The 18,661-nt window shown below is 60.0% G+C and carries 18 protein-coding genes; 5 read left to right on the top strand and 13 right to left on the bottom strand.

The genetic code is table 11. The features are described from left to right. Positions 1–1,432, top strand: a 1,432-nt coding sequence (locus B4U49_RS19075) for a hypothetical protein (protein WP_204902987.1), incomplete at its 5' end; no start/stop codon positions are given. Beyond that, entirely contained in the window at positions 1,432–3,159 is a 1,728-nt protein-coding gene (locus B4U49_RS05100) for a hypothetical protein (protein WP_078083499.1), read from the top strand. The genes B4U49_RS19075 and B4U49_RS05100, both read left to right, overlap by 1 nt. A 298-nt stretch (positions 3,160–3,457) precedes the next feature. Here the strand turns inward: B4U49_RS05100 and B4U49_RS05095 are convergent, their stop codons facing one another. Further along, on the bottom strand, positions 3,458–4,234 hold the full coding sequence (locus B4U49_RS05095; protein WP_078083498.1) for a ferredoxin--NADP reductase: 777 nt from the start codon (positions 4,232–4,234) through the stop codon (positions 3,458–3,460). Positions 4,235–4,371: 137 nt separating this feature from the next. Between B4U49_RS05095 and B4U49_RS05090 the strand changes: the two genes are divergently transcribed. Further along, on the top strand, positions 4,372–5,253 hold the full coding sequence (locus B4U49_RS05090) for a LysR family transcriptional regulator (RefSeq protein WP_078083497.1): 882 nt from the start codon (positions 4,372–4,374) through the stop codon (positions 5,251–5,253). 84 nt (positions 5,254–5,337) lie between these two features. Here the strand turns inward: B4U49_RS05090 and B4U49_RS05085 are convergent, their stop codons facing one another. Together B4U49_RS05085 and B4U49_RS05080 are read right to left on the bottom strand one after the other, a co-directional pair. Further along, the gene (locus tag B4U49_RS05085) at positions 5,338–5,829 is read right to left on the bottom strand and encodes a hypothetical protein (RefSeq protein WP_078083496.1); all 492 of its coding nucleotides are present in this window, start codon (positions 5,827–5,829) and stop codon (positions 5,338–5,340) included. A gap of 84 nt (positions 5,830–5,913) precedes the next feature. Then, positions 5,914–7,386 carry a RimK family protein gene (locus B4U49_RS05080; RefSeq protein ID WP_078083495.1) on the bottom strand — a complete coding sequence of 491 codons (1,473 nt, stop codon included), beginning with the start codon at positions 7,384–7,386 and terminating at the stop codon, positions 5,914–5,916. Between the two features lie 199 nt (positions 7,387–7,585). Between B4U49_RS05080 and B4U49_RS05075 the strand changes: the two genes are divergently transcribed. Further along, positions 7,586–8,725: a GNAT family N-acetyltransferase/peptidase C39 family protein gene (locus B4U49_RS05075; protein WP_078083494.1), complete on the top strand. Its 1,140-nt coding sequence runs from the start codon at positions 7,586–7,588 to the stop codon at positions 8,723–8,725. On the opposite strand, the gene B4U49_RS05070 is transcribed toward B4U49_RS05075, so the two are convergent. The 8 genes from B4U49_RS05070 to B4U49_RS05035 all read right to left on the bottom strand — a co-directional run bounded on the left by B4U49_RS05070 (position 8,722) and on the right by B4U49_RS05035 (position 16,310). Continuing rightward, on the bottom strand, positions 8,722–10,416 hold the full coding sequence (locus tag B4U49_RS05070; protein ID WP_239692474.1) for a M28 family metallopeptidase: 1,695 nt from the start codon (positions 10,414–10,416) through the stop codon (positions 8,722–8,724). The two genes, B4U49_RS05075 and B4U49_RS05070, sit on opposite strands and share 4 nt — an antisense overlap. 74 nt (positions 10,417–10,490) lie before the next feature. Further along, on the bottom strand, positions 10,491–11,237 hold the full coding sequence (locus tag B4U49_RS05065) for a hypothetical protein (protein ID WP_078083493.1): 747 nt from the start codon (positions 11,235–11,237) through the stop codon (positions 10,491–10,493). Positions 11,238–11,307: 70 nt separating this feature from the next. Next, positions 11,308–11,718, bottom strand: a complete 411-nt coding sequence (locus tag B4U49_RS05060; protein WP_078083492.1) for an ACT domain-containing protein — start codon at positions 11,716–11,718, stop codon at positions 11,308–11,310. Positions 11,719–11,754: 36 nt separating this feature from the next. Then, positions 11,755–12,630 carry a hypothetical protein gene (locus B4U49_RS05055; protein WP_078083491.1) on the bottom strand — a complete coding sequence of 292 codons (876 nt, stop codon included), beginning with the start codon at positions 12,628–12,630 and terminating at the stop codon, positions 11,755–11,757. Positions 12,631–12,761: 131 nt separating this feature from the next. After that, positions 12,762–13,307, bottom strand: coding sequence for a hypothetical protein (locus B4U49_RS05050; protein WP_078083490.1), 546 nt, complete (start codon positions 13,305–13,307; stop codon positions 12,762–12,764). A gap of 126 nt (positions 13,308–13,433) precedes the next feature. Further along, the gene (locus tag B4U49_RS05045) at positions 13,434–14,648 is read right to left on the bottom strand and encodes a c-type cytochrome (protein ID WP_078083489.1); all 1,215 of its coding nucleotides are present in this window, start codon (positions 14,646–14,648) and stop codon (positions 13,434–13,436) included. Between the two features lie 128 nt (positions 14,649–14,776). Next, positions 14,777–15,454, bottom strand: coding sequence for a thiol:disulfide interchange protein DsbA/DsbL (locus tag B4U49_RS05040; protein ID WP_078083488.1), 678 nt, complete (start codon positions 15,452–15,454; stop codon positions 14,777–14,779). Positions 15,455–15,659: 205 nt separating this feature from the next. Beyond that, positions 15,660–16,310: a c-type cytochrome gene (locus tag B4U49_RS05035; RefSeq protein WP_078083487.1), complete on the bottom strand. Its 651-nt coding sequence runs from the start codon at positions 16,308–16,310 to the stop codon at positions 15,660–15,662. Between the two features lie 134 nt (positions 16,311–16,444). Between B4U49_RS05035 and yihA the strand changes: the two genes are divergently transcribed. Then, positions 16,445–17,125 (top strand): ribosome biogenesis GTP-binding protein YihA/YsxC, encoded by a 681-nt coding sequence (gene yihA, locus B4U49_RS05030; RefSeq protein WP_078083486.1) that lies wholly within the window; start codon positions 16,445–16,447, stop codon positions 17,123–17,125. A gap of 29 nt (positions 17,126–17,154) precedes the next feature. On the opposite strand, the gene B4U49_RS05025 is transcribed toward yihA, so the two are convergent. Then, positions 17,155–17,355, bottom strand: coding sequence for a hypothetical protein (locus B4U49_RS05025; protein WP_078083485.1), 201 nt, complete (start codon positions 17,353–17,355; stop codon positions 17,155–17,157). A gap of 15 nt (positions 17,356–17,370) precedes the next feature. Beyond that, the gene (locus tag B4U49_RS05020; protein ID WP_143735537.1) at positions 17,371–17,841 is read right to left on the bottom strand and encodes a hypothetical protein; all 471 of its coding nucleotides are present in this window, start codon (positions 17,839–17,841) and stop codon (positions 17,371–17,373) included. Positions 17,842–18,661 lie beyond the last annotated feature (820 nt).

Below are 18,661 nucleotides of genomic sequence, written 5' to 3'. Positions count from 1 at the left end.
TTTCCGTCTGCAGACGGAAATTTACAATATTGAAGTGGAAACAGACCGGCCACCGGAATACACCTTCGATTACCCCAAGGACAATGTAACGGTAGTCAACGTCGCCAAGGACAAACAGGCAAGCCTGCTCAATGTCAGTGTACGGGTAAGCGACGATTACCAGCTGCTGGAAACCGACCTGCTGCTTACCTTGGCGAGCGGCAGCGGCGAGAACGTGCGCTTTCGCAACGAACGGATAAGACTGCAACCGGCCAGCATCGATATCGATGCAGATGGCAGTACCAATCACTACCGCTTCAATATTCCGGTGGAACGCTACGAGATCGAATCCGGCGATGAGCTCTACTGGTATCTCGAAGCAAAAGACAACCGTATACCGCAGGCGAATGTGCGCAAGAGTCAGCACTTCATCATTCGCTGGCCGCAGGAAGAAATCTTCGGGCTCAGTGATGCGGAAGGCATGGCGATAAAAATCCTGCCCGAATATTTCCGCAGCCAGCGCCAGCTGATTATTGATACCGAAGCGCTGCTAGAGGAACAAGCAGAAATCAGTGAACATGCATTCCGCAAGCGCGCAGAGAACCTCGCGTACGAACAGAATCTTTTGCGCATGCGCTATGGTCGTTTTCTCGGTGAGGAGGACTCGGCAATGGAGCACAGCGATGATGCGGCCAACAGCGGCTCCCGCGAGGATTCCCATGGAGATGAAGGCGAGGCACATGGGAATCGCGACGACCATAACAACCATAGCGACCACGCTGACGAGGATAGCCACGCTGGCGGATCGCCGCAGCGCTTTGGCGATGCGAGCGGCGTAGTAGCGGCGGCCGGCCACCAGCACGACAGCTCCGAGCATGCCACCCTGTTCGATCCGCAAACCAAGGAACTGCTGCGCAGCGCACTCAATGCCATGTGGAGCGCATGGCGGGACCTGTCGGTTATCGAACCCAGGGCATCCCTGTCCCATCAGCACTCGGCGCTGCGCTATATCAAGGAGGTGCAGCAGGCTTCGCGAATTTATCTGCAGCGAGTGGGCTTCGAAGCGCCCGCACTGGATGAAACCCGCCGCTTGTCCGGAGAAAAAGAGGAAATAAAGCTGGCCCCGGTTACCGCACAGCGCGATGAGGGCGAGCGCGCACGAGTACTCGGTCTGTTGCAATCCGTGCGCCGTGGCGAACCCATAGACGAAGCGCAATCCACAGTGCTGCAGCAATCACCGGCGGTATCAAACTCCGCGTCTATCCGCATCGAGCTCGCCAAACAATTGCGGCGCTACCGCCAGCAGCCCGCATGTGATGACTGCCGCCGGGCGCTGTCATCCCTGCTGTACCACCTGCTGCCCGCACCGCAGGCCGAGCCGGGATTGCCCAACATCAGTGTAGAGCGCGGCAGTTACCGCGCGTGGCTGCAACAACAGGGAGAGAGCCGCTAATGCTGTTCTGGTTCAACCTGCTGTGTATCGCCGGGCTATTGGCCTCCGTGCTTTTCACGCTGCGACATAAAACAACCCTTACCGGTCGCATCGGCCACGGCCTGTTGCAGACAGCAATCTGGGGCCTGCTGTGGGTGCTGGCCCATCCGCCGACGCTGCTGCCGGCGGAGGTTGGTAGTCAGCCGGTCAGCCTGAATAGCGCGGACGGCGCCGCCGCGCTGGCAGGCTTTACACCCACAGAGCTCAGCCGGTTGCGCGCGCTGCAACTCGATGGCGACGGTCTTAGCCGCGACTTGCTGCGGGATATGCCACCGGTGCGCCTATATCCCGACGAGCAGCGTCACGCCGAGGCGTGGTCGCTGCAGTGGCAGCGCGATCTCACCCTGGGCAGTCCTTTGGAGCTGACCATCACCCGCACCGACGGCAGTGCCGCGCCCAGCAAAATCACGCTGGAGGATCCTTTCGGAAACGCCGTGGACACTGCTGTACTCTCCGCGGACTCACCCCAAATCAGCCTGCGGGATCGTCCGAAACTGGCGGGAACGTTGGAATACCGGGTGCAGATAGAACCCGCAACAACGGCAGAGGAATCACCGCCATCAGCGCGCTCTGAAATATTACCGGTATCCGTACACACCACACGCAGGCCCGCGGTGCTGCTGTGGCTGGCACGCCCGGGATTTGAATCTGCGGCCCTGTCGCGCTGGCTGCGTCAGTCCGGTTCACCGACACAGGTGTTGACCCGCCTGGCTCCAGAGTTGGTGCGGCGCCAGACCTTCAACGATCTGGAACCCGTCGAAAGCAAGTTCCTCGGGACCGACAGCCCGTTTGACCTGCTGATTCTGGACAGCCGTCTCTGGCCGCAGCTATCCGCACAGGATCGCCAACAGCTGGCTGTCGTCGCCGGGAAAAAATCCCTGCTGTGGTTGCTGCACGCGGATACCGACAAAGCGTTTCTCGAGTACGCCGCCGCGGACGGTATGCAACTGGCTAAATCCGATGCGTTGGAGGTGACCTATCGCCCGTCCGGTTCTTCCAGTGAGGCCGACATACCCGCTATTCAACTGGCAGACCTTCAGCCCGCTGCCGCGGCTGCCACGGATACCCGGTTAACCGCCGATGAACAGGTGGTCTACTGGGCGCGCACCCGGCCACAGCAATCTGTCGGCTTTGTTTTTTTCCACAACAGTTATCGCTGGCAGACCGCCGGTTTTGACAGCGAGTTTTCCCGCCTGTGGGCAGATATTTTTTTCACGCAGCTCAGTGCGCTGGGTGGTATGGCGCCGATTACCCTGCAGCAATCGCTACCGATGGAAAAGGAACGGCTTACCCTGTGCAGCACCGGCTTCAGCGCAAACTCGGCACCGACGGTGCACACCACCACAACACCCGCAGATGACGCGTCCACAGGTTCCGTCCTGCCGATGTTGGCGGCGGGGATGGCTGCCACAGGCAATTGTTTCAACTACTGGCCGAAAAGATCAGGATGGCATCAGGTAGGAGATGGGGACTTCGCGTTCTATGTATTCCCGCGGCAGAGCTGGCCGGAATGGCAGACCCACTTGAGACGTAAAGACACGGCCCAGATGGCGGCCGCGCGACTTGGCCCCGCGGATACTTCACAGAGTTCCGGTGGAGGCAATCCGCTGCCGCGCTCCTGGATAGCACTGCTACTGCTGTTGTTGCTGGGCGCCACCTGGCTGCGCGAGCGTCGCACCCTGCGCTGATTAGTGGAGTTGTTACAGGCATAAAAAAACCACCCGGAGGTGGTATCAGTACAGGGTATATCGACGGTTACCCAAACTTCACTGGAAAGTGCCTGTTGCCGGTGGGGCCACAAAACACTGGGGTCGACACTTTAAAAACCCGCGAAATCCTTCGCTCTCCTTGCGCAATCCCTCACGCAGACATCCCCAAAGTACCGACGCCAGTATCCTGTTGCATACAGGTGGCAGTTGCGCGGTGCCGGGCTGATAAACAGCACCGCGACTTTTAACTTACTTCTCGCAACTTATTTCAAGCAACTTACTTCTCGACGAAGGCCCGCTCGATCACGTACTCGTGGGGCACGCCTGCTCGGGTTTCACTGAAACCCCAGTCGTCGAGAATATTGGTCAGGTCTTTCAGCATCGCCGGCGAGCCGCACAGCATAAAGCGGTCTTCTTCCACATTTGGCTTGGGCAGGTCCAGATCGCTGAAGATCTTGCCGGACAGCATCAGGTCGGTCAGGCGGCCGTTGTTGCGGTAGGGCTCGCGGGTGACCGTCGGGTAGTACCGCAAACCCTGTTTCACCATCTCACCGAAATACTCGTGTTCGGGCAGTTCCTTCTCGATATAGTCCTGGTAAGCCAGCTCGGACTGGAAGCGCACACCGTGGGTAAGGATGACCTGATCGAAGCGCTCGTAAACATCCGGGTCCTTGATGATGCTCATAAACGGGGCGAGGCCGGTGCCGGTAGACAGCAGCCACAAACGCTTGCCGGGCAGCAGGTGATCGGCGACCAAAGTGCCGGTAGGCTTGCGGCTGACGAAAATCTCGTCACCGGGTTTGATCTTCTGCAGCTGGGAAGTCAGCGGACCGTCCGGGACCTTGATGCTGAAAAACTCCAGCTCGTCCTCATAGTTGGCACTGGCAATGGAATAGGCACGCAGCAGCGGGCGGCCATTGGGCTGCTCCAGTCCGATCATGGTGAAATGGCCATTTTCGAAGCGGAAACCGGGGTCGCGGCTGGTCTTGAAGCTGAACAGGGTGTCGTTCCAGTGATGGACTTCGAGCACCGTTTCCTTATTCAAATTTGACATAACAATAGAACCACTTATTCCTGCGCCTTTTGTCCGGTGAATTCTAGCGCTGGCTTATCTATTGGCAAAATGGGATATTTCGATACTCGTTATCTATTTTATAGATATTTAAAAGGTCCCCCCGAGAGACTCACCCCATGCGCTATTCCCTACGTCAGCTGGAAGTGTTCCTCGCCTGCGCACATTACCAGAATGTGAGCCGTGCGGCGGAGAGCCTGAACATGTCGCAATCGGCGGCGTCCACCGCGCTCAAGGAATTCGAGCAGCAGTTTGACCTGCGCCTGTTCGAGCGCACCGGCAAGCGTCTGCGCCTGAATGAACTGGGGAGACAGCTGTGGCCACGGGCGGAGGAGCTCCTGGAACGGGCCCGGGAGCTGGAGGCAACCCTGCTGGTGCACAGCGATCTGGGAAGGCTGAAGATCGGTGCCACCCTCACCATCGGCAACTACCTCGCCGCGGGCATTATGGCCCGCTATATGGAAGAGCAACCGGGGGCGCGGGTGGAACTGGAAGTGGCCAATACCGCGGCCATCGCCCAGGGCGTGCTCAATTTCGAGCTGGACCTGGGACTGATCGAGGGGGAGCTGAACCATCCTGACCTGGAAATGATTCCCTGGCGGGACGACGAACAGGTGGTGTTCTGCGCACCGGAACACCCCCTGGCAAAACGCGCCCAGCTGAGCGACGCAGACCTGCGCGAAGCCACCTGGATTCTGCGGGAAACCGGCTCTGGCACCCGCCAGACCTTCGAGCGGGCGCTGGCGGGGCTGTTGCCGGAGCTGAATATTCGCCTGGAGCTGCAACACACCGAGGCAATCAAGCGCGCGGTGGAAGCCGGGCTCGGCATAAGCTGCCTGTCCCGGGTATCCCTCACCGATGCGTTCAAGCGCGGCGCGCTGGTAGAACTGCCGGTGCCGCAGCGGGATTTCAGCCGCGAGTTTTATTTCGCCCTGCACCGGCAAAAATACCGCAGTGCCGGTATCGAGCGCTGGCTGGAACTGTGCCGACTTGCCAAATAAATATCGCCTGACATTGCTTTCCAATAGCTATTACAAAAAAGGCCACCGGGTCAGGTGGCCTTTTGATACTTGCAAAGTCAGTACTTACTGAATAGGAATAAGCTGAGACTTCAGCTCTTCAGGCACCTGCTCAATCGACGCAATCGTCAGAGAATCGAGTCCAGTGGATGCAACTGCCGGCTGCAAGTTCACATTTGCACTCTCCGGCAATTTCCACATGGCACCAGTAGCGGGGTCAACGATCAACATTCCAAGCAGGCCGCCAAAAAGAATATTACCGATGTACCAACCGTCGATTCCAGCACGCAGCTGGAATGCGCGCTCATGATAGCCGGCCATTTGGAACTTGACGGTATAGCTCGCGGAAGAAAAGAAGCCATCTGAAGCCGCAAGTGTAATCGTATCTGGAGTTACACCGCTGTGCACATCGAAACCAGATTCATTGGTAACGACGAAATTGGCACCGCTCGGGGTACTGTTAATGGTAACAGGGTAGTTACTGTCGCTAAGAATACTCGCGCAGCCACTGACCAGAGACAGGCCAGTTATTACAGCCCCCAAAACTAATTTCTTCATTATGAAAGTTCCCAAGACATTACTTTTATTAATCTGCGGTGACACAGGTATCATCGCAGGCGGAACTTTATCACATCTTAGGCGCTAAAAATGTTCCTTTCCTGACCGTCGAGCCTCTAACCTTCGAACAAACTCCTGCAGTATCAGACGATACAGTTCCTTGCCCAGGTACTTGTCTTCCACGCCGCTGTCGATGGACGGGTTGTCGTTCACCTCGATGACATAACCCTTGCCTGCGGACTCCTTCACGTCCACACCGTAGAAGCCGTTGCCGATGGGACGGGTGGCCTTCAGGGCGGCCTGCAATACCGGCTTGGGGACCTCAAAGGTGGGCAATGTGGTAAACCCGCCGCTGACATTTTTCTTGCTGCCGTGGTTGTAGATCTGCCAGTGGTTTTTGGCCATGTAATAGCGGCAGGCATACAGCGGCTTGTTGTCGAGCACGCCGATGCGCCAGTCGAACTCCGTGTACAGGAATTCCTGGGCCAGGAGCAGGCTGGATTCCGCGAACAAGACTTCCAGTTGCTGATGCAACTCTTCTTCCGTTTTCACCTTCACCACACCGCGGGAAAAAGAGCCATCAGGGATTTTCACCACCATCGGCAGGCCCAGTTCCTGCAGCGCTGTTTTCAGCCCGGCCTCGTCACCGCGGCGCAGTATGCAGGTGCGCGGTGCCGGCACCTTGTTGTTGCGGAACAGATCCGCCAGGTAGATCTTGTTGGTACAGCGCAGGATACTGGTGGGGTCGTCCAGTACCACCAGCCCCTCGGCCTCTGCTTTTTTGGCAAAGCGATAGGTGTGGTGGTCGATGGCGGTGGTCTCGCGGATAAACAGGCCATCGAATTCCGACAGGCGCATGTAGTCCCCGGGGCCGATCAGTTCCACCGACAGACCCAGTTCGCGGCCGGCGCCGACAAATTTCTTGATCGCCGCCGCGTCTGACGGCGGCAGCTTCTCTTCCGGGTTCACCAGGATCGCCAGGTCGTAGCGGCTGTTACCGGGCTTTTTGTGCTGGCGCCACACCTTGTTACTGAAGTTATCCAGGGCCTCGGCAAACTCGGTTTCCTCCGCCTCGTTCAGTTCGCGGTGGGAACAGATTTTCAGCTCGACAATTTCCCACTGGGGATCTGCGCGCAGATGGATTTCCAGCACCGGGCAGGCAAAACGGTCGAACAACGCCCGCGCCAGCGGTTGCAGCGCCGAATCCGCACAGCGCCCGAAGTAGGACTTTACTACCCGCTCAGAACCCGCCGCCGGCAGCGGCAGTTTCGCCAGTACCGGCAGTGCCTGGGACAGCTGCAGCTTGTACAGCTGGGGCAGCGCCAGGTCGTTGAGCGTGCGCACGCTGGGCAGCACATTGTGACTGCGCGCCTCGGCGAGCAGCGAACAGTAGTAACCCTCGCCGCGATAATCGTAACTGGCACACAGGTTGATTACCCGCACCCGCTGCTGGCGCGCCGGCAGGGCCAGGTAGTCGGCAAAGGTAATGACCCGCTCGCTGGGATAATAGGGAGCCCAGTCGTCGGGCTCGTCGATCACAATAAGGACCTGGGACATGGATGCTGTTGGCGCCTCGGGAGGGAATAAGTGAGACCAAAATAGAGCCCAGAAGAGGCTCGTCAGATGTGCGAAAGATAGAAGACTTTTTACCCAACACCTAATATTTTTTTCATCCAGCCACTAGTTTTTTTCCACCGTTTTGCTAGTTTTCCCGGGCCGCACCTTTGCGGCTCTATTCCGGTGCCCCACCCGCAAAATGCCACACCCTTCCCCCACCCCGAACCCTGCCGAACAGCAGCAGATTCGCGCGGCCGAAATCCGCGATCTCGACCAGCTGTGCCAGCTGGAGGAAGCCAGCTTCAGCGGCGATCGCCTCAGCCGCCGGCGCCTGCGGCACTGGCTCAAAACCGACAACCGGGTATTTCTGGTGGCAGAACAGGACGAGGCACTGTTGGGCTACACCCTGGTGCTGCTGCGCCGGGGCACCCGCCTGGCACGGCTTTACTCGCTTGCCGTTGGCCCTGCCGGGCGCGGCAAGGGTATCGGCAAGGCGCTATTAATGGCCGCCGAAGATGCCAGTAACCGGGCTGGCCGCCTGTATATGCGTTTGGAAGTGGCGGAGCAGAACAGCGCGGCCATTGGTCTGTACCAGCAGCTGGGGTACCGGACCTTTGGCAGCTACAGCAATTACTACGAGGATGCCGGCAACGCCCTGCGCATGCAGAAGCGCATCCGCTATCGCCCGGAAAACCTGCACACTGCGCAAGTGCCCTGGTACGGGCAGCGCACCGAATTCACCTGCGGCCCGGCCGCGGCGATGATGGCCATGGCCGGACTGGATCCCGGTTATGTACCCAGCGGCAGCGAAGAACTGGCCCTGTGGCGCGAAGCCACCACTATCTTCATGACCTCGGGCACCGGCGGCTGCCATCCCATCGGGCTGGCACTGGCGATGCAGAAGCGCGGCTTTGCCTGCGAGGTGTACCTGAACCAGTCGAGCCCGCTGTTTCTCGACAGCGTGCGCAGTGCGGAAAAAAAGACGGTCATCGAACAGGTGGATGTGGACTATCGCCAACAGGCCATCGCTAGCGGCCTGCCGGTAATCGCCCAGGACTTTACCCAGGAGCAGTGCCAGCAGTGGCTGGAGGAAGGTGCGCTGGTGCTATTGCTGATCAGCACTTACCGGCTGGACGGCAAGAAAGTGCCCCACTGGGTAACCCTGACGGGAATGGACGATGCCTGCTTTTACGTGCACGACCCGGACGTGGACGACGAGGACAACCCGCTGGACAGCCAGTACCTGCCCATTGCCCGCGATGCGCTTTCGCAGATGTCACTGTTTGGCAAGGACCGGCTGCGCACCGCGGTGGTGGTCAGGAACGGCGGTCGCAACTAGTTTTCCGCAGCAAACAATTCGCCGAAGAAATCCCCGCGGTTCCAGCGCGGCTTGCGCTCCGCATCTGCCACATCCCACGCAATCGCGAAATTCACCTCGGCAAACTGCTGGGCGGCAATGTAGCTGATCTGTTCATCCGCCTCGTCGTCCGGGCGGTGGTAGCGGCTGATCAGGAAATCGAGCTGGGCCTGGGTGCCATCTATATTCTGGTCGATCGCCTCGCGACCAGTGATCAGGTAGATCGACGGCACCCCCTGGCGCACAAAACTGTAGTGGTCACTGCGCACGAAAATCACCTGCTCCGGCATCGGATCCGGACTGAGCTTGAGACCCGCTCGCTGCGCGGCGTGCGCGGCGCTTTTGCCCAGGCTGGAGTGCTCGGCACCAAAGGCGATCACGTCGCGGAACGGGTACAGCAGCATGGGCATATCCAGGTTGATGTTTGCCACCATCGACTGCGGCGGCACCGGCGGATGCCGGGCAAAGTAGTCGGAACCCAGCAGCCCCTCTTCCTCGGCGGTCACAGCCACAAACAGGATCGAGCGACGCGGTGCGCGAGCGGAGTCCGCAAACAAGCGCGCCACTTCCAGCATCACTGCGATGCCGGCGGCATTGTCCTGGGCACCGTTATTGATTCGGTCCGGGTTTAACTGATCGTGGACATCGCCCTGCCCCGATCCAGCGGCATCCACCCCGATGTGATCCAGATGGGCAGTAAACACCACATACTCATCGCGCAGCTTGGGATCGCTACCCGGTAGCAGACCGACCACATTCGGACTGACGACCTTGCGGTGTTCGCCACCACTGGTAAGGGTCGCGCTATAGGGCAATGGAAAGCCTTTGGGCACTACGCCATTGTCCATCTCGGTAAAAATGGTCTCGAGGCTGCGCTGGGCCCCCATAAACAGCTGCCGTGCGGCGGGGATATCCAGCACAACGGCGGGGTGCATGCCGGGAATGGCGTTACCCGGCACATCGTCCGCACGCAACCAGTCGAATGTTGGCTCCTGGATATGTTCGCTGGAGCGGGCAAACGAACGCCGCGCCTCCAGCGCCGGGGTGTTGAGGTTGATAAAGCCTACCGCGCCGTGGCGGGCGGCGGTTTCCCGCTTGGTACGCCCGGAGGCATAGTGGGCACCCACTTCGCTGGGGAGTTGCGGCGGGCGGCCATCCAGCACCACAACGATTTTGCCCTGCACATCCAGGCCCGCGTAATCATCGAAACCGAATTCCGGTGCTCCAACGCCGTAGCCGACGAACACCAGACCCGCGGAAGTAACAGTATCCTCGCCAATGGTGGGTGGTTTGGCGAGAAAGTCCGCGCCCAGTTCAAAGGTGATATCCCCATCGCGGCCGTGCAACATCAGGGTTGCCTGATGCTTACCCCAGCGCGCCTCGCGAAACGGTACCTGCTGGAAATAGTCATCGCCGGTAATCGACTGCAGGCCGAGTGCAGCAAAGCGGTCGGCCACGTGCTGTGCGGCCTGCTGATATCCCCGACTGCCGGTCTTGCGCCCGGCGAGGGCATCGGCGGAAAGATACTCCACGTCCGCACGCATGCGCTCAATATCCGCGCTGGGAATAGGGAAAAAGGCACGGTAACTACTACAGGAGCTGATACCAGCGCCAATCAGCGCGGCGAGAGCGCCCGCCGCCACGGCGCGGCAGGAGAAATTCTTGATACGCATACAGGACTCGTCGAGATCGGATACGGCGCCAGCTTAGCACGCTCGCGGCCCCGATCTCCGACGATTGGCGGGCATCAGTGGCGTGGTGCAAGTCTCATAAAGCTGCTGTCGACGGCGCGCTCCGCGAGCTCATGGGCACGATCCGCGCAGAAGTCTCCGTGACCACCGAGCAGGTGGTAGAAAGGCAGGTTTAGCAGGCGCTGGAAGTCCGCGGCCAGCCAGCGCTGGTTGTTCTCGTGATCCGGGGTGGCGCGGCGACACCAGGCAGGCGCGACCTGCATGCCCTGATGGACGCCACTCAGGCGCAACATCCATTTACCCGCCCAGCTGCAGCCGGCCCAGCCACTCCAGAACTGCAGCGCATCGCAGGTGAGCAGTAGCCCGCCAGAGAGCGGGAGCAACAGCGCCGCCTCTGGCACCCGGCTGTTACTGAATTCAAATACCCGACCGCCGGTCACCGGGCAGGTGCCACCGTCGGCGAGAAACTGGTCCGCCGGCGGTAGTGGATAGTGATCGGAGTGGGCCTGTCGCCAAAAGAAGACATTGAAACGGTCGCGGTAATAGAGGTCATCACAGCCGTGGTAGTACCCCAGCCTGACCGCCTGACGCACCCGCCCCAGTTCACACAGGCGCTCTTCCTCAAGTCGACGCAGGCGTACCGGGTTGACCAGCAGCAGATCGTCGCCGCTGCGCACGATGCCCATATTGCGATTCACGTATACCCGCGGTGCGATGCGCGCAGTACCGCGCACGACAAAAAAGTCCGGCAATACCTGACGGATTCGGCCGTGCGGCAGTGGAGCGGGATAGGCGATATGCATGGTCTCAGGAAGCTCCTCAGCGGCGCTCCCTGCCGGATATCTGTTTTTTCCTTCGCCCGGTGGGGGCTGGTCAGCTGTACTGCAGTCGATTGCTGATGCCGTACAGAATCTGCAGGGCCTGCGCGGCATCGTGCTCGCTCACCAGCAGGTGCTCGTGACAGCGCGCCGACACCACATTGGCCTGGATTCCTGCGTCGGCAAGCTCGCGCACGATTGTGGCAGTGAGCCCCGGCACCTGCAGGCTGCCGGTGTACTGCAGGGTAATCTGGCGGTAGCTGCCGTCTTCCGCCAGCGACTCGCGTTCCGCCACTTCCCTGGGCATCAGCGCGCAGATACCCTCGCGCTCGCGAAAAATACACAGACACTCCTGCAGTAGCGTGCGCAGCTGAGTTTCATCCAGCTGACACATCACCAGCTGCTCGCGGTTCAGAATCGGGGTGAGGCGCTGCAGCAACTGGTCGATTTTTACCTGGGCATTCATGGTGATCTCACTCTCCGGGTAATGACATGGGCGCGATCAGTCAGCGCCGCGTTTTTTCGGTTTCGCCTGTTTGCCGGAGCCACCCTTCACCCGCGCCTTGGCGCTGTTCTTGCGCTGCTGCGGCAGCTTGCCTTTCGGGGTTTTGGGGGCAGGGCCGAACTCTTCACCGTCAAACTCCGGCTCCCCTTCCACCGGGGTGGTATCCACCAGCGTCTCCTGGCGCTGCGCTTCCTGTTCCCAGCGGTCGAGAGCGATATCGATGTCTTTCTCAATATCCATGCGCGGGAACTCGGGACAGGGAGCATCTTTTTGCGGGTTGTGCCAACCGGATAGCGGCGCAACAAATACCACCAGGGATTTGTGCAGGTAATTGCGACCGATGCTGGCTTCGGTCCAGGTGGTCTGCCAGGCGTACTTGCCCTTGACCGCGTAATCGCTCTCGTAGGATTTCAGCGTCAGGAAATAGGGGTAGAGACGGCCGCCGCGGCACACGATGCGACGTTCGGTCTTGATATTCGCCATCTGGGTAAAGGGATCGAAGTACCAGCGGATATCGTAGCCGTAGGAGAACTTCATCTTTTCCCCATGCTTGCTGAACGCGTAAGAGCGACCGGTACCATCCCGGTTCAGGCTCCACACGTGCTGGGCCTCGCCGTCGCGGGAGATCAGCCAGTTCCCCACCCACTGACTCGCTTTCAGGCGGGAGTCCGCGTCCCACCCCGGGTACTGGACCTTGTTGTCCGCCTCTTTGTCCGCCTGGGCCGCACTGTTTGCAATGTCCGCGGCACTGGCTTCGGCGGACGCCTCATCATCCTGCGCCCGCAGGCCGGGACACAAACCACAAGCGACCAACGCGGTCACCAGCAGGACCGGTTTCACGATTCCGGCGGGAATAAAGCGTGGCTGCTTCACGGTTTGTCTCCGCTTGCGCTTTATTCGTCCCTGAAGAATTGGTCGCTCACCTGGGGCGTCGACGGGTCGCTCCTGACCGGGCCGACGCCTGGGTGCTGAATCCTGAACCATCACTGGGGAGCCGCCGCGGCTCAGTTGCCGGCAGACGCAGTCTGATGGGTTTCCTTGCGGTCACCGTCGTACAGGTTCGGGCACTCGGCCCCGTGGTTGGGAGTCTGCCAGTCTGGCAGGCGACGCTGGAAAGACAGAATGCCGCCGTTGTGCTGGCGCCAGTGACGCCCGTCGATAACGTTGAAGTCTAGGGTGACCGGACTCCAACCGGTAAATTGCGCGTACACCATACCGCTGTTGCAGTGCAGGGTGCCGCCGGTGCGGATACGTACGGTATCTCCCTCGATACGCCAGGAAATGGCGAAACCGTGGGTGAGCTGGCCATCGGCGCGGAAGCCGTGGGCAAAGCCAGTACCATCGGCTTTCAGCTGCCACACCAGCTGCTCGTCGCCCTGCCCCACCACCAGCCAGTTACCGGCCCACTGGCGGGCGGCGGACTGATCCGGCGTCTGGCTCTGGGCGGACGCAAGCATGGGAAGTAACAGGAATATCGCGAGCACCAGGCCATAGACCTGCAGCAGGGATAGGAGAACGGGACGGAAGGACAACTGACGCAACAACTTCATGCGGCACTCTTCTCTGTTGGGTTCTACGACTGGCGGTTTTTTGATCAACCTAATTAAAAGACTAGTCGTAAATCTCAACAGTGGCAGCGGATGCGACAAAATTCTTTGTTTCCGCGCCAAAGCACACTAAGAAGTTCCAGTTTTACCCCGTGGGCGGCGCAATCTGTACCACAAAAGCCCGCCAACCCCGAGGGCAATCACGAAAAACAGCGCCGCCCATACGTAGATTGCGCTGCCAGAGGTGGGCTGTAACTGTTCCCGCGCGCGCACCACATTGGCCTGCAGGCGCTGGAACTGTTCAATGATTTCGTTGCTCGGGGCGCGGTCGAGAATGGACTGGCGCAGCGTCTCCCACTGCTGGTCCAGCTGCGCAGTCAGTGCAGGATTGCGCTCGGCCAGCTGCGGTCGGGCCTGGGCGTAGCCTTCGCGCAGACCGAGCATCAAGTGGTGGTAGGCACTCGCGGAATCCCCACTGCGATAGGCGGTCTGCCCGAGGTACAGCAGCCCTGCGGCCCGCGCCAGCGGGTGTTGCAGGTGAGCAGTCTCTTGCGGGTGCGCGCGCCACCACATCAGTGCATCGCGGGCTTCATCGGGCAGCTCCACCGGCCGCAGTACCGCCATCCCCGGTAGTCCCACCAGTGCGGGAAATTCCTGCGCGCGACGCACTGACGGCGCGATTTCCGGGGCGGCAAACCCCGCCACCATTACCGCCAGCGCCCAGCGCTCGCGGCTGCTGAGATCGCCATCGATGTCGCTGTTGTGGGCGTCATTGCGCGTGGGCTCGAGCACGTTGTAGAAGTCGTACAGGCTCAGGTTCGCCATGCGCTCAGGATCGGTCAACTTGCGCTCGGCTTGCGGGGCATCGCCATTTTCGCCGTGACAGTGACGACAGCGATCCTGGTAGAGCGCGCGCGCCTCCTGCGCCGAGGGCAGCGGCTCCGCCGGCGATCGCGGCAACTGGTAGAGCGCCGCCAAACGGTCCGCAGCAGCGTTTGCGCGCTGGCGCACCTGTGCCGGTGGCGCGCGATTTTCAATCTCCGCGGCCAGGTCCTGCAGGGTGCGCTGCAACTGTTTGCGGCCGGGCTTTTCCGGCAGTTTTTGCAGCAGCGATGCGGCCACTTCCACATTGCCCTGCAACTGACGATACAGGTTGCGATCGCGCATCCCGTCGTCGCTCACCGCCTCCGGGTAATCCACCGCCACAAAGGACAGCAGGCTCACCGCGCGCGCCGCCGTATTCTGGGTTTCCTGATCCGCAGTGGGCTGCGCCCACGCCGCAGCCCCACACAGCAAGGTGGTAAGCAGCAGTATCAGCAGCGGGGTTTTCGACTTTATCGGCATTTCGGCAATGGCGGATTTTTTCCGGTATCCCGTTTCAGCCTAGCAGTGTTACCGCGGGCACCGCTCGCGGCGCAAATCCCAGGCATAAAAAAACCCCGCACAGGCGGGGTTTTCAGTCGCGGAGGCTATCAGCCTTTTTCCGCGCGCTCTTTCTCGACCAGGTAGTCCACAACTTCCAGCATCAGCTGCTGGCCGTTGGACTTGCCTTTGAAGCCCGGCAGAGAGGTGCTGACGCGGTACTTGCCAGCCACAACCATTTCCGGGGTGCCGGAAAGCTTGTAGGCGCGCTGCTTGGCCTGGCCCTGCTTGATTTTGCTGTTGATGGCGAAGGAGTTCAGCAGTTTTACCGCCTTGTCACCGTCGGCACCATTGTTGGAGAACATGGCGGCGATGGCGCCCTCGTCCGGGGTCCACTCGCGACCGTTGCGGTCGGCAAACATTTTACGCTGCTGGGCGATGGCACCGAAGATCGGATCGTGAACCTTGTCCAGCACGCCCATGGCGTCCGCCACGTAGAACATGCGCGCGTGCACTTCCATCACCGGCTGCCAGATTGCCGGGATCTTTTTCAGCGCGACATCCGCGGGCATGGTCTTCTGCCACTTCTTCAGCGGTCCTTCGAAGTGGTAACAGTGGCCACAGCCGTACCAGAACAGTTCAGTGACTTCGATTTTGCTGTCGTCATCCTGGGCGACGGCCTGGGGCAGCACTTCGTAGTACTCGCCCGCTTTGAATTTTCCCGGGGTATCCTGGGCACAGGCTGCGAGGCTCAGCAGCATGGTGAACAGTGCAACGACGGCTCTCATAAAGACTTACTCCAAACATTATTCTTGGTTCCGGCGGTCAGTATGGCTCGCATAAGCTGACGCCCGGCTGAATATAGACCGCGGGAATTATTGAAGTTCCCGCACCGGGGTGCAACCCGGGTGCGATGGCCGGACAGCAAAAGGCCGGTCAGTGACCGGCCTTTTGTGAACTGGGACCGATTCCGGTGACCCGGTAGGCACCCTGTTATTCGGTCAGGCCCGCAACGTAGTTGGCCACGGCCTTGATCTCGGCGTCTGACAGCTGCTTGGCTACACTGCGCATTACGCGGGTGTCGCCATCGTTGTTACGCGCACCTTCGCGGAAAGCCTTCAGCTGCTTCTCGACGTACTGTGCGTACTGACCAGACAGGCGCGGATAACCTGCAGGAGCGTTGCCCTGACCGGTGGGAGAGTGACACCCCATACAGGCCGGAACACCGGAGCTCGGGTTGCCGGCACGGAAAATCTTGCGCCCCAGTGCCAGACCGTCGACGTTGTCGCCGTTATTCAGCATGACCGAGAACGCCTCGGAGCCGGAGATCTGGATGTTCTGGGCGGCGAAGTAGGCGGCGATATCCGCCAGGTCCTGATCGCTCATGTTGTCGAGCTGACCGACCATCTCGGGTACCTGACGCGCACCGCTCTTGATGTCGTGCAGCTGCTTGAGCAGGTATTTCTCGCCGAGACCGGCGATTTTTGGAAAGGTCGGCGCCGGGCTGTTGCCGTCCGCACCGTGACAGGCGGCACAGGCGGCAGCCTTGGTTTGCCCCGCAGTGGCGTCACCGGCGGCGTGGCCCACCTGGGCAAATGCCACCATCCCCAAAGCCAGAGCGGCCTTCTTTATAATGCTGTTCATACGTCGTCCTGTTGCGCGCTGAAGTTTTGCATCCGATCTTCGCTGCTGGCAGCAACCTTGCCCGGCAGCCATCAGCGACGATAAAACCGCGGCATTATATACTTGCGCGCCATCTGAGTGTACCGGGAAGACTCATGTCTGAATCCAATGTAGAACGAATCAATTACCGTCGTGCGGAATTTCTGATCAGCGCGCCCACCCTGGCGGAGTGTCCGGAAGATTCCGGCGCCGAAGTGGCCTTCGCCGGTCGCTCCAACGCCGGCAAGTCCAGCGCCATCAACGCACTGACCGGCAACGGCAAGCTGGCGCGCACCTCGAAGACCCCGGGGCGCACGCAGCTGATCAACTTTTTCAGCCTGAGCGAGCAACAGCGCTTGGTGGACCTGCCGGGATACGGTTACGCCAAAGTGGCCCGCTCCATGAAAGACGAGTGGCAGCGCCATCTGGCGTTCTATCTGGAGCAGCGCCGCTGCCTGAAGGGGCTGGTGCTGTTGATGGATATCCGCCAACCGCTGAAAGACTTTGACCTGCACATGCTCACCTGGGCGGTGAATGCGGGCCTGCCCGCGCATATCTTGCTGACCAAGGCAGACAAGCTGAAAAACGGCCCGGCCAACAATATCCGTTTTGCGGTGGAAAAAGAGCTGAAGGCGCTGGAACTAGACAACAATGTCACGGTTCAGATTTTTTCAGCGCCAAAGCGCAAGGGACTGGACAAGCTCGAGGCGCGCCTCAACCAGTGGCTGACACTGGCGCCAGAGGACATGGAAGCAGACGTCGACAACGACGCCAGTGGCGACGACGACAACGGCTAGACCCGCTGCGGGCACGGCGGAGTGGGTGTTCACTCCCCCGCCAGCCCCTCCTCTTTGAGGCTATCCAGCAGTATCCGGCGCAGTGTGCGCCGGGCGGTGGGAGTCAGGCCGCGCAACTGTTCGGCAGTGAGATGCCGGCCCGCGATCAGGGAAGTCAGGGTCTGCTGGCTGATCTGGATTTTGAGGTATTGATTGGTGGAGGCCATGGTCTGCTCCCGGTTGAATGTCATGGCAATCCGGGGGGATCAATGCAGGCGCGGCGCCGCACTGTCGCCGGCGGAAGTCGCCGAGTTTCCTTTCATCTGTCCGCGCCAGCTCTCCGGCAGGCTCGCCTCCGCGGTGTAGAGCGTGCGGATACAGTCCGCGGTCAACTGGTAGTGGGACCTGTCCACCAGCTCCCGCGCCAGGCGCGAACTGGCTCCGACCAGGATGTAGTTTGCGTGGCCGGTGGCGCCGTACTGACGGTAGGCTTCCATCAGCTTGTGCGCGCTGTCGACAAACCGTGTCGCCGCCACCGCATACCCGGGGGCACGCTCACTCAACAGGAAATCCGCCAGCTCGTAGGCGCACCCCAGAAACGGGACCGCCTGCTGGTACTGCTTTTCCTCACACAACAGGCCACCCTGCTCGGTCCATTCCAGCCAGGCCTGCTCCGCACGGCGGCTGTCGCTCATCAACCACTGGCGGTGGTTGGCACACAGAAACTTCAAATTCACAGCATCTCCCCAGTATTTCTTCAACGGATCCCCGGTAGGCGTCTGCGCCTGAGCAATCCATGCTAATGCGAAGAATTATCATTTGCAATTGAATAATAGGCGATGCTAATTGAACGATGTGAAATGGGCCGCCAGATTTCAACTAAACTGAATTTAACGGCACCCTGCCTGTGCGCGATGGCCCGATCGGCCATGGGGAACGAGGTACCGGAACTGCCGCCCGACAGGTGGTAGTACTAATTATGCGGGCAAAAAAAAGCCGGCAGATTGCAGCTGCCGGCCAGGGGTCAGTGCCCTTGGGGATGGGCACCTTGGGGAACACGCCCAGGGGGACGGGCGCGCTCTTGGGTTCTCACCCAAATTCCACTGCATCCGATGCGTTTCCTTCAATACAAAGATTAAGCTGGGCCGCTAAGGTTCCCCACTCTTTTCTCCGCGTTGTTTTCCCGTCTACGGACACGTGGAAATGTATCCCACAACTATTGGGCGCTGGGACAAAAAATTCTTTATTTGAGACTTTATTCCCCACCGCCGGCCAATTTTTTCCAGCTTCGTGCAATTAATCGGCAACGCTGATGAATCCTCAATCAGTGACTTTTTTTGAAGCGCACAAATTTTGGGCAAAAAAAAGCCCCGATGGGGGTAGCTTCGGGGCGAGGGGCTTCTGACTAAGCTTTGGGGGATGATGTTGCATTCCAACGATCTTGCTTAGTTAGAGGATCCCTTTTGCGGGTAGTTCCAAGAGTTGCGAAAAAAATTTAAAAAAATTTCGTGGCGGTATCGCTGCCGGGGGTGGCCTTGCGAGACACGCCGTGAACCC

It is taken from the genome of Microbulbifer mangrovi (assembly GCF_002009015.1).
Lineage (GTDB): Bacteria > Pseudomonadota > Gammaproteobacteria > Pseudomonadales > Cellvibrionaceae > Microbulbifer > Microbulbifer mangrovi.
This window is presented reverse-complemented; position numbering and strand designations above follow the sequence as displayed.

Bases quoted from the DNA above. Each gene is read 5' to 3' on its own strand.
- B4U49_RS05045 (WP_078083489.1), bottom strand. From the start codon at position 14,648: ATGCCGATAAAGTCGAAAACCCCGCTGCTGATACTGCTGCTTACCACC.
- B4U49_RS05090 (WP_078083497.1), top strand. From the start codon at position 4,372: ATGCGCTATTCCCTACGTCAGCTGGAAGTGTTCCTCGCCTGCGCACAT.
- B4U49_RS05075 (WP_078083494.1), top strand. From the start codon at position 7,586: ATGCCACACCCTTCCCCCACCCCGAACCCTGCCGAACAGCAGCAGATT.
- B4U49_RS05095 (WP_078083498.1), bottom strand. From the start codon at position 4,234: ATGTCAAATTTGAATAAGGAAACGGTGCTCGAAGTCCATCACTGGAAC.
- B4U49_RS05070 (WP_239692474.1), bottom strand. From the start codon at position 10,416: ATGCGTATCAAGAATTTCTCCTGCCGCGCCGTGGCGGCGGGCGCTCTC.
- B4U49_RS05080 (WP_078083495.1), bottom strand. From the start codon at position 7,386: ATGTCCCAGGTCCTTATTGTGATCGACGAGCCCGACGACTGGGCTCCC.
- B4U49_RS05060 (WP_078083492.1), bottom strand. From the start codon at position 11,718: ATGAATGCCCAGGTAAAAATCGACCAGTTGCTGCAGCGCCTCACCCCG.
- B4U49_RS05100 (WP_078083499.1), top strand. From the start codon at position 1,432: ATGCTGTTCTGGTTCAACCTGCTGTGTATCGCCGGGCTATTGGCCTCC.
- B4U49_RS05035 (WP_078083487.1), bottom strand. From the start codon at position 16,310: ATGAACAGCATTATAAAGAAGGCCGCTCTGGCTTTGGGGATGGTGGCA.
- B4U49_RS05085 (WP_078083496.1), bottom strand. From the start codon at position 5,829: ATGAAGAAATTAGTTTTGGGGGCTGTAATAACTGGCCTGTCTCTGGTC.
- B4U49_RS05040 (WP_078083488.1), bottom strand. From the start codon at position 15,454: ATGAGAGCCGTCGTTGCACTGTTCACCATGCTGCTGAGCCTCGCAGCC.
- yihA (WP_078083486.1), top strand. From the start codon at position 16,445: ATGTCTGAATCCAATGTAGAACGAATCAATTACCGTCGTGCGGAATTT.
- B4U49_RS05065 (WP_078083493.1), bottom strand. From the start codon at position 11,237: ATGCATATCGCCTATCCCGCTCCACTGCCGCACGGCCGAATCCGTCAG.
- B4U49_RS05050 (WP_078083490.1), bottom strand. From the start codon at position 13,307: ATGAAGTTGTTGCGTCAGTTGTCCTTCCGTCCCGTTCTCCTATCCCTG.
- B4U49_RS05025 (WP_078083485.1), bottom strand. From the start codon at position 17,355: ATGACATTCAACCGGGAGCAGACCATGGCCTCCACCAATCAATACCTC.